The organism is Enterobacter sp. AG326, assembly GCF_004362415.1.
GTDB lineage: Bacteria > Pseudomonadota > Gammaproteobacteria > Enterobacterales > Enterobacteriaceae > Enterobacter > Enterobacter asburiae.
Genome location: NZ_SNXG01000001.1, coordinates 1,249,852 through 1,265,036, shown reverse-complemented (window position 1 = coordinate 1,265,036; position 15,185 = coordinate 1,249,852). Strand labels below are relative to the sequence as shown.

The window sequence follows — 15,185 nt, the reverse complement described above, 5'->3', positions numbered from 1 at the left end:
GGCGAAGCCGCCACCCGGCAGTGTTAAGCAACCAGCCAGAAAATCGCCAGCGCAATCAGTAGCGCAATAAACATCAATCCCGGACGCGCAGAGAGCGTTCTGAACGTCTCGACGACTGGCGCAAACAGCGGGCTGTAGATCGGCTGAATGTTTCTCACCTCCGGCACGCCGCCTTCGCGCTCGGCGCGGCGAACGAAGATTTGATTGAGCAGATCCTGCACCTGCGCGGTGGTCAGTACCGTTTGCGGCGTGGCCTGCCAGTTTTGCTGGGCGTAATCCCGGATGACTTCAAACTCGTGCGGCTCAAGCGGCTGCTTCAGTGCCGCCTGGACGGTATGCAGGGTAGGGGCATTCTGGGTGCTGAGCGTCTGGCGCGCCTGGAGCCAGGTCACCAGATGAGTAAACTGTTTGGCCGGGATTAACTCACCCGCCTTCACGCCGGACAGCTCCAGCATGGATTGCCAGATAAGCTTCGTCGGTTCGCCGGTGGCCGCAGCCAGCTTCGTCACCATCTGCTTGAGCGTGTTGTGCTCGGCGGGCAGCAGCGGACGCTCGGTCGCCGGGCGCACCTGAGGCTGCGGAATCGACAGCTCGTTGTTCTGCAGCAGGGTCAGCACGGTTTTGAGCTGGTCGGGCGTCAGCTGCCCCAGCGCGGTCTGACCATACTGCTGGCGAATAAAATCGCTCACCGCCTGCCGGTTATTGCCCTGGCCCAGCAGCTCCGTCAGCTGAGCGACAATCTGGCGCGTGGTATGGTTCTGCTGCGCGGTATTAATACGCTGGTTCAGGTTTTGCTCGGCCGCAGGAAAATGGCGCGACTGCAGCGGTGCGTCGTTCCTCACGCCTAAATCATGCTTTACCCCGGCCCAGACTTCCGCATTTTGCTGTGAAGTCAGCGCAATCAGGCGCGTGATCAGTCGCTCCAGCACGGTGCGCTGTTGCGTGGATAGCGGTTGTTCACCGGCAACGTTTGGCGTGACGGGGCCTTCACCCGGAGGGCGTGGCGGCGTACCTGAAATGGGCTGCATCGTCAAAAATCCTTAAAGTCAAAACTCAGCGTAAACCAGGCATACATATATGCCTGGCGGCCAGATTATGGCACACTTGGCAGGTTTTCTTCCTCTCAAACAGGTACTCAGACGTGAAAATCCTCGTTGATGAAAATATGCCTTACGCCCGTGAGCTGTTTAGCCGCCTGGGTAACGTTAAGGCTGTCCCTGGTCGCCCGATCCCGGTCAACGAACTGGATGACGCAGACGCGCTGATGGTGCGCTCGGTGACCAAAGTAAATGAGGCATTGCTCGCCGGTAAAGCGATTAAGTTTGTCGGAACCGCAACGGCAGGGACCGATCATGTGGATGATAAATGGCTGAAGCAGGCCGGAATCGGTTTTTCCGCCGCGCCGGGCTGTAACGCCATCGCCGTTGTGGAATACGTTTTCTCCTCTCTGCTGATGCTGGCCGAGCGCGACGGGTTTGCGCTGAAGGACCGCACCGTGGGGATTGTCGGCGTGGGTAACGTCGGCGGGCGCCTGCAAAAGCGCCTGGAAGCGTTAGGGATCCGCACGCTGCTGTGCGATCCGCCGCGTAAAGACAACGGCGATGACGGCGATTTCCGCTCGCTGGATGAGCTGGTCGAACAGTGTGACGTGCTGACTTTCCACACGCCGCTGTTTAAAGAGGGGCCGTACAAGTCGCTGCATCTTGCTGACGAGGCGCTGATCCGTCGTCTGAAGGCTGGCACTATTCTGATAAATGCCTGCCGTGGTCCGGTCGTAGATAACGCCGCGCTGCTGACATGTCTGAATGAAGGACAAGACCTCAGCGTGGTGCTGGACGTCTGGGAGCCGGAGCCGGATCTCAACGTTGAGCTGCTTAACAAGGTGGACGTGGGCACGGCGCATATCGCCGGTTATACCCTCGAGGGGAAAGCGCGCGGTACGACGCAGGTCTTCGAGGCCTACAGCGCTTTTATCGGCCATCCGCAGCAGGTAGCGCTCGATACCTTACTCCCCGCGCCTGAATTTGGCCGCATTACCCTGCACGGCCCGCTCGATCAGGCAACGCTGAAAAGGCTGGTGCATTTGGTGTATGATGTGCGCCGCGATGATGCGCTGCTGCGTAAAGTGGCGGGGATCCCGGGTGAGTTTGATAAGCTGCGCAAGAACTACGTTGAGCGCCGCGAATGGTCTTCCCTGTATGTGATGTGCGACGACGCGTCGGCGGCGACGCTGCTGCATAAGCTGGGATTTAACGCCGTTCATCACCCGGCGCATTAATGTCTTCTTAATGCTCCCTGTCGGATACTCCGACAGGGACGCTTTTTTATTTCTGGAGTAAACCACCATGTCTGAAGGCTGGAACATTGCCATTTTAGGTGCCACGGGTGCCGTGGGCGAAGCCCTGCTCGAAACCCTTGCTGAGCGTCAGTTCCCGGTGGGCGATATCTATGCGCTGGCCCGTACCGACAGCGCAGGTGAGCATCTGCGTTTTAACGGTAAATCCGTCATGGTCCAGGACGCGGCCGCGTTCGACTGGACGCAGGCGCAGCTGGCGTTTTTCGCCGCGGGCGCTGAAGCGACTGCTGCTTACGTTGAAGAGGCGACTAACGCTGGCTGCCTGGTGATCGACCTGAGCGGTCTGTTCTCAATGGAGCCGGATGTGCCGCTGGTGGTGCCGGACGTGAACCCGTTTGTGCTGGCTGACTACCGCAACCGTAACGTTATTGCGGTTCCGAACAGCCTGACCAGCCAGCTGCTGACCGCCCTGAAACCGCTGATCGACGACGGCGGCCTGTCGCGCATTACCGTCACCAGCCTGCTGTCGGCGTCCGCGAACGGTAAAAAGGCCGTTGACGCGCTGGCCGGGCAGAGCGCGAAGCTGCTGAACGGTATCCCGATTGACGAAGATGATTTCTTTGGCCGCCAGCTGGCGTTCAACATGCTGCCGCTGCTGCCGGACCGCGAGGGCTCCGTGCGCGAAGAGCGTCGTATCGTCGATGAAGTGCGCAAAATTTTGCAGGACGATGGCCTGATGATCTCCGCGAACGTCGTGCAGTCCCCGGTCTTCTACGGCCACGCGCAGATGGTCGGCTTTGAAGCCCTCCGTCCGCTGGCGGCAGAAGAGGCGCGCGACGCGTTTGGCCGCGGTGAAGACATCGTGCTCTCTGAAGAGAGCGAGTTCCCGACCCAGGTTGGTGATGCCACCGGCAGCGCGCATCTTTCCGTTGGCTGCGTGCGTAACGATTACGGCATGCCGGAACAGGTTCAGTTCTGGTCCGTTGCCGACAACGTCCGCTTCGGCGGCGCGCTGATGGCGGTCAAAATCGCTGAAAAACTGGTGCAGGAGTACCTGTACTGATGTCAGACGTGGAACAAAAGCCGGTCCATAGAATTGCCCTCGGAATTGAGTACGATGGCAGTAAATATTATGGCTGGCAGCGTCAGAACGAGGTGCGCAGCGTCCAGGAAAAGCTGGAAAAAGCGCTCTCTCAGGTGGCAAACGAGCCGATTAACGTCCTGTGCGCGGGACGTACGGACGCGGGTGTTCACGGTACGGGGCAGGTGGTTCACTTTGAAACCACCGCCTTGCGTAAGGATGCTGCCTGGACCCTGGGTGTAAATGCGAATTTGCCTGGTGACATTGCGGTGCGTTGGGTAAAAGCTGTGCCGGATGATTTTCACGCGCGCTTCAGCGCCACAGCGCGTCGCTACCGTTATGTCATCTACAACCAGCGCCTGCGTCCGGCGGTGTTAAGCCAGGGCGTGACGCATTTTTATGAACCGCTTGATGCGGAACGTATGCATCGCGCGGCGCAGTGTCTGATTGGTGAAAATGACTTTACGTCGTTTCGTGCGGTGCAGTGTCAGTCCCGCACGCCGTGGCGCAACGTCATGCACATAAACGTCAGCCGTTTTGGCGCGTATGTGGTGGTGGATATCAAAGCCAATGCCTTTGTACATCATATGGTTAGGAATATTGTGGGCAGCCTGATGGAAGTGGGTGCCGGACACCAGCCGGAGAGCTGGATTGCAGACCTGCTGGCAGCGAAGGACAGAACGCTTGCGGCAGCCACGGCGAAAGCGGAAGGATTGTATCTGGTCTCAGTAGACTATCCGGATCGATTTGACCTGCCGAAACCGCCAATGGGTCCGCTTTTTTTAGCGGACTAAACAAAGGTGCAATTAGGGCTTAGACAATATGGACGTAATTCGTTTTTTGATTGATTTCATTCTGCATATTGATGTTCACCTGGCGGAGCTGGTCGCGCAGTATGGCGTCTGGGTTTACGCCATTCTGTTCCTCATTCTGTTTTGTGAAACCGGTCTGGTCGTTACCCCATTCCTGCCGGGGGATTCACTGCTGTTCGTTGCCGGGGCGCTTTCGGCGTTACCCACTAACGATCTGAACGTGCATCTTATGGTTGTGCTGATGGTGATTGCCGCCATTGTCGGTGATGCGGTCAACTATACGATTGGACGGGTATTCGGTGAGCGGCTTTTCAGCAATCCTGATTCGAAAATTTTCCGCCGCAGCTATTTAGACAAAACCCATGCGTTCTATGAACGCCATGGCGGAAAAACCATTATCCTTGCGCGTTTTGTGCCTATTGTGCGCACATTTGCACCGTTTGTGGCGGGAATGGGGCATATGTCCTATCGTCATTTTGCGGCATACAACGTGATTGGCGCGCTGCTGTGGGTACTGCTGTTTACCTATGCAGGCTACCTGTTTGGCGATCTTCCGATCGTTCAGGAAAATCTTAAGTTACTGATTGTAGCGATTATTGTGCTTTCCATACTGCCGGGCGTTATCGAAATCATTCGTCACAAACGCGCGGCGGCAAATCAAGCGAAGTAAATGCACGCTGGCGGTTCGACCACTTTTTTATCCAAAGTTTCGGGCTGTTATGTTTTAATGTGCAACATTCATGGTCTGTTGGAGGCAAAAATGGCATTATTCGCCTCTTATAGCAAAACTGGCATACGACCAGGTTCAGGCAGAAAGGTTATCAATGAGCTGGATTGAACGAATTAAAAGCAACATTACCCCAACGCGCAAAGCGAGCATTCCTGAAGGGGTATGGACGAAGTGTGATAGCTGCGGTCAGGTTCTGTATCGCGCAGAGCTGGAGCGCAACCTTGAGGTGTGTCCGAAGTGTGACCACCATATGCGTATGTCGGCGCGCAACCGCCTGCATAGCCTGCTGGACGAAGGCTCTCTGGTAGAGCTGGGTAGCGAACTCGAGCCAAAAGACGTGCTGAAGTTCCGCGATTCCAAAAAATACAAAGATCGTCTGGCCTCTGCACAGAAAGAGACCGGCGAGAAAGACGCGCTGATCGTCATGAAAGGCACCCTGCACGAGATGCCGGTTGTTGCCGCTGCGTTTGAGTTCGCCTTTATGGGCGGCTCTATGGGCTCCGTGGTCGGTGCGCGCTTCGTGCGTGCCGTAGAACAGGCGCTGGAAGACAACTGTCCGCTGATCTGCTTCTCTGCCTCCGGCGGTGCACGTATGCAGGAAGCGCTGATGTCGCTGATGCAGATGGCGAAAACTTCTGCTGCGCTGGCGAAAATGCAGGAGCGCGGTCTTCCGTACATCTCCGTGCTGACCGACCCAACCATGGGCGGCGTCTCCGCGAGCTTCGCGATGCTGGGCGACCTGAACATCGCTGAGCCAAAAGCGCTGATCGGCTTTGCGGGTCCTCGCGTTATCGAGCAGACCGTTCGTGAAAAACTGCCGCCGGGCTTCCAGCGCAGTGAGTTCCTCATTGAGAAAGGCGCTATCGATATGATCGTCCGCCGTCCGGAAATGCGCCTGAAGCTGGCGAGTATCCTGGCGAAGCTGATGAATCTGCCAGCGCCGAACCCGGATGAGCCGCGCGAAGGCGTGGTGGTACCGGATCAGGAACCCGAGGCCTGATAACTGAAAAGGGCAGGGCCGGTTGGCGCTGCCCTTTTGCTTTCTAATCTGTTAATGACAACCGGGCATTATGGAAAATAAAAGCATTCCCCAAGCCACGTCGCCCCTGGCCGCGTGGCTTTCTTATCTGGAAAACCTGCACAGTAAAACCATCGATATGGGGCTTGAGCGCGTAAGCCAGGTCGCCGCGCGTCTTGATGTGCTCAAACCGGCACCTTTCGTGTTCACCGTCGCGGGTACCAACGGTAAAGGCACGACCTGCCGCACGCTGGAATCTGTCCTGATGGCCGCGGGTTACAAAGTTGGCGTGTACAGCTCTCCACACCTGGTCCGCTACACCGAGCGCGTTCGCGTGCAGAACAGCGAGCTGCCGGAATCGGCGCATACGGCGTCGTTCGCGGAAATTGAAGCCGCGCGCGGCGAGATCTCATTAACCTATTTTGAATACGGTACCCTGTCGGCGCTGTGGCTGTTCAAACAGGCGCAGCTGGATGTTGTGATCCTTGAGGTCGGCCTCGGCGGACGTCTTGATGCGACCAATATGGTGGATGCGGACGTGGCGGTGGTCACCAGCATCGCGCTGGACCATATCGACTGGCTGGGACCGGATCGTGAAAGCATTGGCCGCGAGAAGGCCGGTATTTTCCGGGCGAATAAACCCGCCGTGGTCGGCGAGCCGGACATGCCGCACACCATTGCTGACGTGGCAAACGAGAAGGGCGCGCGTCTGCTGCGCCGCGGCGTTGACTGGCAGTATGAGGTTCAGGAAAACGGCTGGCGCTTTAGCGATGCGCAGGGCGCGCTGGACAACCTGCCGCAGCCGCAGGTACCGCAGCCGAACGCGGCAACCGCGCTGGCGGCACTGCGCGCCAGCGGCCTCGTGGTCAGCGAGCGGGCGATCCGCGACGGTATTCAGAGCGCAATTCTGCCCGGGCGTTTCCAGATTGTCAGCGAGTCACCGCGCCTGATTCTGGACGTGGCGCATAACCCGCATGCTGCGGCGTATCTCGCCGGACGTCTCAAATCGTTACCAAAAACCGGGCGCGTGCTGGCGGTTATCGGTATGCTTCATGATAAAGATATCGGCGGGACGCTGGCCTGCATGGAGAGTGTGGTCGATAGCTGGTATTGTGCTCCTCTGGAGGGGCCGCGCGGCGCGACGGCTGAGCAGCTGATGGAACATCTCGGCAAAGGCGCAATCTACAGTAGCGTCGCTCAGGCCTGGCATGCCGCGATGGCGGATGCTAAACCAGAAGATACCGTGCTGGTGTGTGGGTCATTCCACACGGTGGCACATGTCATGGAAGTGATGGACGCGGGGAGAACCGGTGGCGAGTAAGTTTCAGAACCGTTTAACAGGAACCATTGTGCTGGTCGCGCTCGGGGTGATTATTCTCCCGGGTCTGCTCGACGGGCAGAAAAAGCATTATCAGGACGAGTTTGCCGCTATTCCGCTGGTGCCGAAACCGGGTGACCGCGATGAGCCGGATATGCTGCCAGCGGCGACGCAGGCGCTGCCTGCCCAGCCGCCGGAAGGTGCGGCGGAAGAGGTGCGTGCAGGCGATGCCGCCGCCCCGTCGCTCGATCCGTCACGCCTGGCGGCAGCGAGCAACAGCGATATCGATCCGGTGCCGGTAGAGCAGCCTAAACCTGTTGAAAAACCGAAGCCGGTTGAGAAGCCGCAGCCGCAGCCGAAACCGCAGCGGGATAAAGCCGCAGAGCAGCTGGCTGCCGCATCAGAAACCCCACCGCCGGCAAAACAAGACGCGGCACCGACCGGAAAAGCTTACGTTGTGCAGCTCGGCGCGCTGAAAAACGCCGATAAAGTCAACGAGGTCGTGACCAAACTGCGCAGTGCGGGATATCGTGTTTACACTTCACCTTCCACGCCGGTGCAGGGTAAAATTACCCGTATCCTCGTGGGGCCAGAAGCGTCCAAAGATAAGCTTAAAGGTTCGCTCGGTGAGCTGAAGCAGATCTCCGGCCTGAGCGGTGTGGTGATGGGCTACAGCGCGAACTAAGTACGACCTGCTCCTTAAAGAGAGAGGCGATAAGCCACAGCGTTGAACATTTTTTCAGCGCCTTTTTTATTTACGCGCGGGAAGGAAATCCCTACGCAAACGTTTTCTTTTTCTGTTAGAATTCGCCCCGAACTGGATGACAGGGCGTTAAATCGTGGGACACATATGGTCTGGATTGATTACGCCATCATTGCGGTGATTGGTTTTTCCTGTCTGGTTAGCCTGATCCGTGGCTTTGTTCGTGAAGCGTTATCGCTGGTAACCTGGGGTTGTGCTTTCTTTGTTGCCAGTCATTACTACACTTACCTGTCTGTCTGGTTCACGGGCTTTGAAGATGAACTGGTCCGAAACGGAATTGCTATCGCGGTGCTGTTTATCGCAACGCTGATTGTCGGCGCTATCGTGAATTACGTGATAGGTCAGCTGGTCGAGAAAACCGGTCTGTCAGGAACGGACAGGGTGCTCGGGATCTGTTTCGGGGCGTTACGAGGCGTGCTGATTGTGGCCGCGATCCTGTTCTTCCTGGATACCTTTACCGGGTTCTCCAAAAGCGAAGACTGGCAGAAATCGCAGCTCATTCCAGAGTTCAGCTTCATCATCAGGTGGTTCTTTGACTATCTGCAAAGCTCGTCGAGTTTTTTGCCCAGGGCATAAACCCTGAGATGTGGCTTAACGAGGAAAAGACGAATGTGCGGTATTGTCGGTATCGCCGGTTTCATGCCGGTAAACCAGTCGATTTATGACGCGTTAACGGTGCTTCAGCACCGTGGGCAGGATGCTGCGGGTATCATCACCATTGATGCAAACAACTGCTTCCGTTTACGCAAGGCAAATGGCCTGGTAAACGATGTGTTTGAAGCCCGCCATATGCAGCGTCTGCAAGGTAATATGGGGATCGGTCACGTTCGTTATCCTACTGCTGGCAGTTCCAGCGCCTCTGAGGCACAGCCTTTCTACGTCAACTCACCGTATGGCATCACCCTTGCTCATAACGGCAACCTGACCAACGCGCATGAGCTGCGTAAAAAGCTGTTCGAAGAGAAACGTCGCCACATTAACACCACCTCTGATTCTGAAATCCTGCTCAATGTGTTCGCCAGCGAGCTGGATAACTTCCGTCACTACCCGCTGGAAGCAGACAACATCTTTGCTGCCATTGCCGCGACAAACCGCCAGATCCGCGGCGCGTACGCCTGCGTAGCGATGATCATCGGTCACGGCATGGTGGCCTTCCGCGATCCAAACGGCATTCGTCCGCTGGTGCTCGGCAAACGCGACCTCGGCGATGGCCGTACCGAATATATGGTTGCCTCTGAGAGCGTGGCGCTGGATACCCTGGGCTTCGAGTTCCTGCGTGACGTTGCGCCGGGCGAAGCGGTCTATATCACCGAGAAGGGCCAGCTGTTTACCCGCCAGTGTGCCGATAACCCGGTCAGCAACCCGTGCCTGTTTGAATACGTTTACTTTGCCCGGCCAGATTCCTTCATCGACAAGATTTCCGTCTACAGCGCGCGCGTCAACATGGGCACGAAGCTGGGCGAGAAGATTGCCCGCGAGTGGGACGATCTCGACATCGACGTGGTTATTCCTATCCCGGAAACCTCCTGCGATATCGCGCTGGAGATCGCCCGAATTCTGGACAAGCCATACCGTCAGGGCTTCGTGAAGAACCGCTACGTTGGCCGCACCTTTATCATGCCGGGCCAGCATCTGCGCCGTAAGTCCGTGCGCCGCAAGCTGAACGCCAACCGCGCGGAATTCCGCGACAAGAACGTTCTGCTGGTGGATGACTCCATCGTTCGCGGCACCACCTCCGAGCAGATTATCGAGATGGCGCGCGAAGCGGGTGCGAAGAAAGTCTACCTGGCCTCTGCAGCGCCGGAGATTCGCTTCCCGAACGTGTACGGCATCGATATGCCAACCGCCAACGAGCTGATCGCTCACGGCCGTGAAGTGGATGAAATTCGCCAGATCATCGGTGCCGACGGCCTGATTTTCCAGGATCTGAACGATCTCATCGACGCGGTGCGTGCCGAGAATCCGGAAATTCAGCAGTTTGAATGCTCCGTGTTCAACGGTATTTACGTGACCAAAGACGTTGACCAGCAGTACCTCGACTATCTTGATTCGCTGCGCAACGACGATGCAAAAGCCGTTCAGATGCAGAACGATCTTGAAAGCTTAGAGATGCACAACGAAGGTTGATGCTCCGGCAGGTGAGGGCGAATGCCCTCACTTGCAACTCCCCGCAAAATCCTGCACAGTCTGCCCTGAAATCAGTAAGGGCGAAAATCATGAAACGACTCATTGTTGGGCTCAGCGGCGCCAGCGGCGCGATTTACGGCGTACGTCTGTTACAGGTTCTGCGTAACGTGGCGGAAGTCGAGACCCATCTGGTGATGAGCCAGGCGGCGCGGCAGACCCTCTCTCTGGAAACCGATCTCTCCCTGCGCGATGTTCAGGCACTGGCGGACGTGGTTCACGATGCCCGTGATATCGCCGCCAGCATCTCCTCAGGCTCGTTTAAAACGGCCGGCATGGTTATCCTGCCCTGTTCAATTAAAACGCTCTCCGGCATTGTGAACAGCTATACCGACACCCTGGTGACGCGCGCGGCGGATGTGGTGCTGAAGGAGCGTCGTCCTCTTGTACTCTGCGTGCGGGAAACGCCGCTGCACCTCGGCCATCTGCGTTTAATGACCCAGGCCGCTGAGCTTGGCGCCATCATCATGCCGCCGGTACCGGCGTTTTATCATCGCCCGTCCTCGCTGGATGACGTGATTAACCAGACCGTTAACCGCGTGCTGGATCAGTTTGACATCGACCTGCCTGAAGATCTTTTCACCCGCTGGCAAGGGGCCTGATTCTGTGCACAAACAGAGTGCATGAAAAGAGACGTTGCCCTGTTTCAGGGCAATTATGCAACGGCGATCATATCCTCGACATTTAATTCGTTTTTTCCCTTTTTCTCTTTCCGGTTCGTTCGGCAGACCTGCTATCTTTCACCATTAAGGCAATATCGCAACGTTTTATTAACATATTTAACGTCGAAGTTTTGACCAGACGGCAATGTGGCATAAGACCTGCAAGATGAAGCCTGCAACACAACACACAACACAATACATAATAAAATCACGGTACTTGAGGGTAAATGTATGAAGAAGACGGTTCTGGCTCTGTCTTTGCTCGTGGGGTTAAGTGCGGCAGCAGGTAGCTACGCAGCGCTTCCACAAACGGTTCGTATCGGTACAGACGCAACCTACGCGCCATTCTCTTCCAAGGATGCGAAAGGCGATTTCGTGGGGTTTGATATCGATCTGGGAAATGAAATGTGCAAACGCATTGCGGTGAAATGCACATGGGTGGGCAGCGACTTTGACGCGTTAATCCCGTCGCTGAAAGCCAAGAAAATCGACGCCATTATCTCTTCTCTCTCCATCACCGAAAAACGCCAGCAGGAGATTGCCTTCTCTGACAAGCTCTACGCCGCGGATTCTCGCCTGATTGCGCCAAAAGGCTCCCCGATTAAGCCAACCATCGACTCGCTGAAAGGCAAGCATGTTGGCGTGCTTCAGGGGTCGACGCAGGAAGGTTATGCCAATGCGACCTGGCGTGAGAAGGGTGTAGACGTGGTGGCTTACCAGAACCAGGATCTGATTTACTCTGACCTGGCCGCAGGCCGTCTGGATGCGGCATTCCAGGACGAAGTCGCCGCGAGTGAAGGCTTCCTGAAACAGCCTGCGGGTAAAGACTACGCCTTTGCGGGCCCGTCGGTAAAAGACAAAAAATACTTTGGTGACGGCACCGGTATTGGCCTGCGCAAGGATGATACCGAGCTGAAAGCCGCCTTCGACAAAGCCTTTGCAGAGCTGCGTAAAGACGGTACTTACGACAAACTGGCGAAGAAATACTTCGACTTCAACGTATACGGTGAATAATACCTGGCGCTAACGCACCGCAAAGGTGCGTTACGGGAGCGGTTGACTCATTACGGTGCATTTGTTGCACCGTATTGGATCGCTTTGTGCATACTTACGCATTTATAATGCAAAAATTCCCGCCTGAAGGGCATTAGTCTTTGCCTGACAGAGGGGATTGATGGCACATTAGCACCACCCCGTCGTCGTAAAAATCCCGTATGAAGACAGTTTGTTGAGGACAAATATGAAAAAACTCGTGTTGTCACTATCTCTGGTACTGGCCTTTTCCAGCGCCACCGCGGCATTCGCAGCCATTCCGCAGAAAATTCGGATTGGTACCGATCCAACCTATGCGCCGTTCGAATCGAAGAATTCAAAGGGTGAACTGGTCGGTTTTGACATCGATCTGGCCAATGAGCTGTGCAAACGCATCAAAGCACAGTGTACCTACGTTGAGAACCCGCTGGATGCGCTGATCCCGTCCCTGAAAGCGAAAAAAATCGACGTGATTATGTCCTCGCTCTCCATCACCGAAAAACGTCAGCAGGAGATTGCCTTCACCGACAAACTCTACGCGGCAGATTCACGTCTGGTAGTGGCTAAAGCTTCTGATATTCAGCCAACGCTGGAGTCCCTGAAAGGTAAACGCGTCGGCGTGCTGCAGGGCACCACGCAGGAAACCTACGGCAACGAACACTGGGCGCCGAAGGGGATTGAAATCGTCTCCTATCAGGGCCAGGAAAATATCTACGCTGACCTGACGGCAGGCCGAATTGATGCGGCATTCCAGGATGAAGTCGCGGCAAGCGAAGGCTTCCTGAAAACGCCGGTGGGTAAAGATTACAAGTTTGGCGGCCCGTCCATTAAGGACGTGAAGTTGTTTGGTGTGGGCACCGGTATGGGCCTGCGCAAAGAAGACAACGAGCTGCGTGAGGCGCTGAACAAAGCGTTTGCTGAAATGCGCGCTGACGGCACCTACGACAAGCTGGCGAAAAAGTACTTTGATTTTAATGTTTACGGCGGCTAATCGCCCCGTCAAATAACGTGCGGCCCCTCCCACGTTGGGAGGGGAAAAGACACGGTTCCACCACTCACGATACGACAGGGCTCGCGGTATGCTGTACGGATTTTCTGGCGTTATTTTACAGGGCGCGCTTGTCACCCTTGAGCTGGCTATCAGCTCCGTGGTGCTGGCGGTGCTGATAGGTCTGGCGGGCGCAGGGGCGAAGCTTTCGGCTAATAAACCGCTGGCGCTCATATTTGAAGGCTACACCACGCTTATTCGCGGCGTTCCCGATCTGGTGCTGATGCTGCTTATCTTTTACGGTCTGCAGATTGCGCTGAACAGCGTAACGGACGCGATGGGCATGGGACAAATTGATATCGACCCGATGGTGGCCGGTATTATTACCCTCGGTTTTATCTACGGTGCCTACTTCACCGAAACCTTCCGCGGTGCCTACATGGCCGTGCCGAAGGGCCACATTGAGGCGGCAACCGCATTTGGTTTTACCTCTTCACAAACGTTTCGTCGGATTATGTTCCCGGCCATGATGCGCTACGCGCTGCCGGGCATCGGTAACAACTGGCAGGTTATCCTCAAAGCGACAGCGCTGGTCTCGCTGCTCGGTCTGGAAGACGTCGTGAAAGCGACTCAGCTGGCGGGCAAGAGCACCTGGGAGCCGTTCTACTTTGCGGTGGTCTGCGGCGTGATTTATCTGGTCTTTACGACCGTCTCCAATGGTGTGCTGCTTCTGCTCGAGCGTCGCTACTCCGTGGGTGTGAAGAGGGCTGACCTGTGATTGAGATTATTCAGGAATACTGGAAATCCCTGCTGTGGACGGATGGCTACCGCTTTACCGGCGTGACGATTACGCTCTGGCTGCTGATCTCCTCCGTGGTGATGGGCGGCGTTCTGGCGGTGTTTCTTGCCATTGGCCGCGTGTCGAACAATAAATTTATCCAGTTCCCGATCTGGCTGTTTACCTACGTGTTTCGCGGTACGCCGCTGTACGTGCAGCTTCTGGTGTTCTATTCGGGGATGTATACGCTTGAGATCGTAAAAGGCACTGAGATGCTGAATGCGTTCTTCCGCAGCGGTCTGAACTGTACGGTGCTGGCGTTGACGCTCAACACCTGCGCCTATACCACCGAGATTTTCGCCGGGGCAATTCGCTCTGTCCCTTACGGTGAGATTGAAGCGGCGCGCGCGTACGGCTTTTCCTCAGTGAAGCTTTATCGCTGCATTATTCTGCCGTCGGCGCTGCGTATCGCGTTACCGGCGTACAGTAATGAAGTGATTTTGATGCTGCACTCCACCGCGCTCGCCTTTACCGCGACGGTGCCGGATCTGCTCAAAATCGCGCGCGATATTAACTCCGCGACCTATCAGCCGTTTACCGCGTTTGGCATTGCGGCGGTGCTCTATTTAATTATCTCTTATGTTCTGATTAGCCTGTTCCGTAAGGCTGAAAAACGCTGGTTGCAGCATATAAAACCTTCTTCGACGCACTGAGAAAGATGATGGCTGAGAACAAATTAAACGTTATTGATTTGCACAAACGCTACGGCGAACATGAAGTGCTGAAAGGGGTGTCGCTGCAGGCGAATGCGGGCGACGTGATCAGTATTATCGGCTCATCCGGCTCGGGTAAAAGTACCTTCCTGCGCTGCATTAACTTCCTCGAAAAGCCGAGCGAAGGTTCGATTGTGGTGAGCGGGCAGAATATTAACCTGGTCCGTGACAAAGACGGCCAGCTGAAGGTCGCGGATAAACACCAGCTGCGCCTGCTGCGCACGCGCCTGACGATGGTGTTCCAGCACTTCAACCTCTGGAGCCACATGACGGTGCTGGAGAACGTGATGGAAGCGCCGATTCAGGTGCTGGGCCTGAGCAAGCAGGAAGCCCGCGAGCGTGCGGTGAAATACCTGGCGAAAGTGGGTATCGACGAGCGCCAGCAGATGAAATACCCGGTGCATCTCTCCGGCGGTCAGCAGCAGCGCGTCTCCATCGCGCGTGCGCTGGCGATGGAACCGGAGGTGCTGCTGTTCGACGAACCGACCTCCGCGCTGGACCCTGAACTCGTTGGCGAAGTGCTGCGCATCATGCAGAAGCTGGCCGAAGAGGGCAAAACGATGGTGGTGGTGACGCACGAGATGGGCTTCGCCCGTAACGTCTCGAACCACGTGATTTTCCTGCATCAGGGGAAAATTGAAGAGCAGGGCCACCCGGACGAGGTGCTGGCGAACCCGCAAAGCCCGCGTTTGCAGCAGTTCCTGAAGGGGTCTTTGAAGTAGAGTTTGCCCTTCTCCCTCTCCCTGTGGG

General features: G+C 56.3%; 16 protein-coding genes. 15 read left to right on the top strand and 1 reads right to left on the bottom strand.

Going from position 1 to position 15,185, the window contains the following annotated elements; all coding sequences use genetic code 11:
• Positions 1–23: 23 nt before the first annotated feature.
• A complete protein-coding gene (gene flk / locus DFO52_RS05930; protein WP_029740201.1) occupies positions 24–1,028 on the bottom strand; it encodes a flagella biosynthesis regulator Flk in 1,005 nt (334 codons plus the stop codon).
• A 113-nt stretch (positions 1,029–1,141) separates the two neighbouring features.
• Here flk and pdxB point away from each other — a divergent pair, with 113 nt between their 5' ends.
• From pdxB to hisP, 15 genes are all read left to right on the top strand, one after another.
• Positions 1,142–2,278: a 4-phosphoerythronate dehydrogenase PdxB gene (pdxB, locus tag DFO52_RS05925; protein WP_023294134.1), complete on the top strand. Its 1,137-nt coding sequence runs from the start codon at positions 1,142–1,144 to the stop codon at positions 2,276–2,278.
• 67 nt (positions 2,279–2,345) lie between these two features.
• A complete protein-coding gene (locus DFO52_RS05920; RefSeq protein WP_039263237.1) occupies positions 2,346–3,359 on the top strand; it encodes an aspartate-semialdehyde dehydrogenase in 1,014 nt (337 codons plus the stop codon).
• Entirely contained in the window at positions 3,359–4,171 is an 813-nt protein-coding gene (truA, locus tag DFO52_RS05915) for a tRNA pseudouridine(38-40) synthase TruA (RefSeq protein WP_133549704.1), read from the top strand. Before DFO52_RS05920 ends, truA begins: the two co-directional genes overlap by 1 nt.
• Positions 4,172–4,199: 28 nt before the next feature.
• Complete coding sequence (locus DFO52_RS05910) at positions 4,200–4,859, top strand: DedA family protein (protein ID WP_133549702.1); 660 nt, start codon at positions 4,200–4,202, stop codon at positions 4,857–4,859.
• Between the two features lie 154 nt (positions 4,860–5,013).
• On the top strand, positions 5,014–5,919 hold the full coding sequence (gene accD, locus DFO52_RS05905; RefSeq protein ID WP_023336427.1) for an acetyl-CoA carboxylase, carboxyltransferase subunit beta: 906 nt from the start codon (positions 5,014–5,016) through the stop codon (positions 5,917–5,919).
• A 70-nt stretch (positions 5,920–5,989) separates the two neighbouring features.
• The gene (gene folC, locus DFO52_RS05900) at positions 5,990–7,258 is read left to right on the top strand and encodes a bifunctional tetrahydrofolate synthase/dihydrofolate synthase (protein WP_133549700.1); all 1,269 of its coding nucleotides are present in this window, start codon (positions 5,990–5,992) and stop codon (positions 7,256–7,258) included.
• Entirely contained in the window at positions 7,248–7,940 is a 693-nt protein-coding gene (gene dedD / locus DFO52_RS05895; protein ID WP_047647187.1) for a cell division protein DedD, read from the top strand. The genes folC and dedD overlap by 11 nt, the downstream gene beginning before the upstream one ends.
• A gap of 165 nt (positions 7,941–8,105) precedes the next feature.
• The gene (cvpA, locus tag DFO52_RS05890; RefSeq protein ID WP_000262116.1) at positions 8,106–8,594 is read left to right on the top strand and encodes a colicin V production protein; all 489 of its coding nucleotides are present in this window, start codon (positions 8,106–8,108) and stop codon (positions 8,592–8,594) included.
• Positions 8,595–8,627: 33 nt separating this feature from the next.
• Entirely contained in the window at positions 8,628–10,145 is a 1,518-nt protein-coding gene (gene purF / locus DFO52_RS05885; protein WP_024908947.1) for an amidophosphoribosyltransferase, read from the top strand.
• A gap of 89 nt (positions 10,146–10,234) precedes the next feature.
• Positions 10,235–10,804, top strand: a complete 570-nt coding sequence (locus tag DFO52_RS05880; protein WP_133549698.1) for a UbiX family flavin prenyltransferase — start codon at positions 10,235–10,237, stop codon at positions 10,802–10,804.
• 291 nt (positions 10,805–11,095) lie between these two features.
• Entirely contained in the window at positions 11,096–11,878 is a 783-nt protein-coding gene (argT, locus tag DFO52_RS05875) for a lysine/arginine/ornithine ABC transporter substrate-binding protein ArgT (protein WP_023312560.1), read from the top strand.
• Between the two features lie 226 nt (positions 11,879–12,104).
• A complete protein-coding gene (hisJ, locus tag DFO52_RS05870) occupies positions 12,105–12,887 on the top strand; it encodes a histidine ABC transporter substrate-binding protein HisJ (RefSeq protein WP_023336423.1) in 783 nt (260 codons plus the stop codon).
• Between the two features lie 88 nt (positions 12,888–12,975).
• Positions 12,976–13,662 (top strand): histidine ABC transporter permease HisQ, encoded by a 687-nt coding sequence (locus DFO52_RS05865; protein ID WP_014832782.1) that lies wholly within the window; start codon positions 12,976–12,978, stop codon positions 13,660–13,662.
• On the top strand, positions 13,659–14,375 hold the full coding sequence (locus DFO52_RS05860) for an ABC transporter permease (RefSeq protein WP_133549696.1): 717 nt from the start codon (positions 13,659–13,661) through the stop codon (positions 14,373–14,375). Before DFO52_RS05865 ends, DFO52_RS05860 begins: the two co-directional genes overlap by 4 nt.
• A gap of 8 nt (positions 14,376–14,383) precedes the next feature.
• Positions 14,384–15,157 (top strand): histidine ABC transporter ATP-binding protein HisP, encoded by a 774-nt coding sequence (gene hisP, locus DFO52_RS05855; protein ID WP_023312558.1) that lies wholly within the window; start codon positions 14,384–14,386, stop codon positions 15,155–15,157.
• Positions 15,158–15,185: the final 28 nt, after the last annotated feature.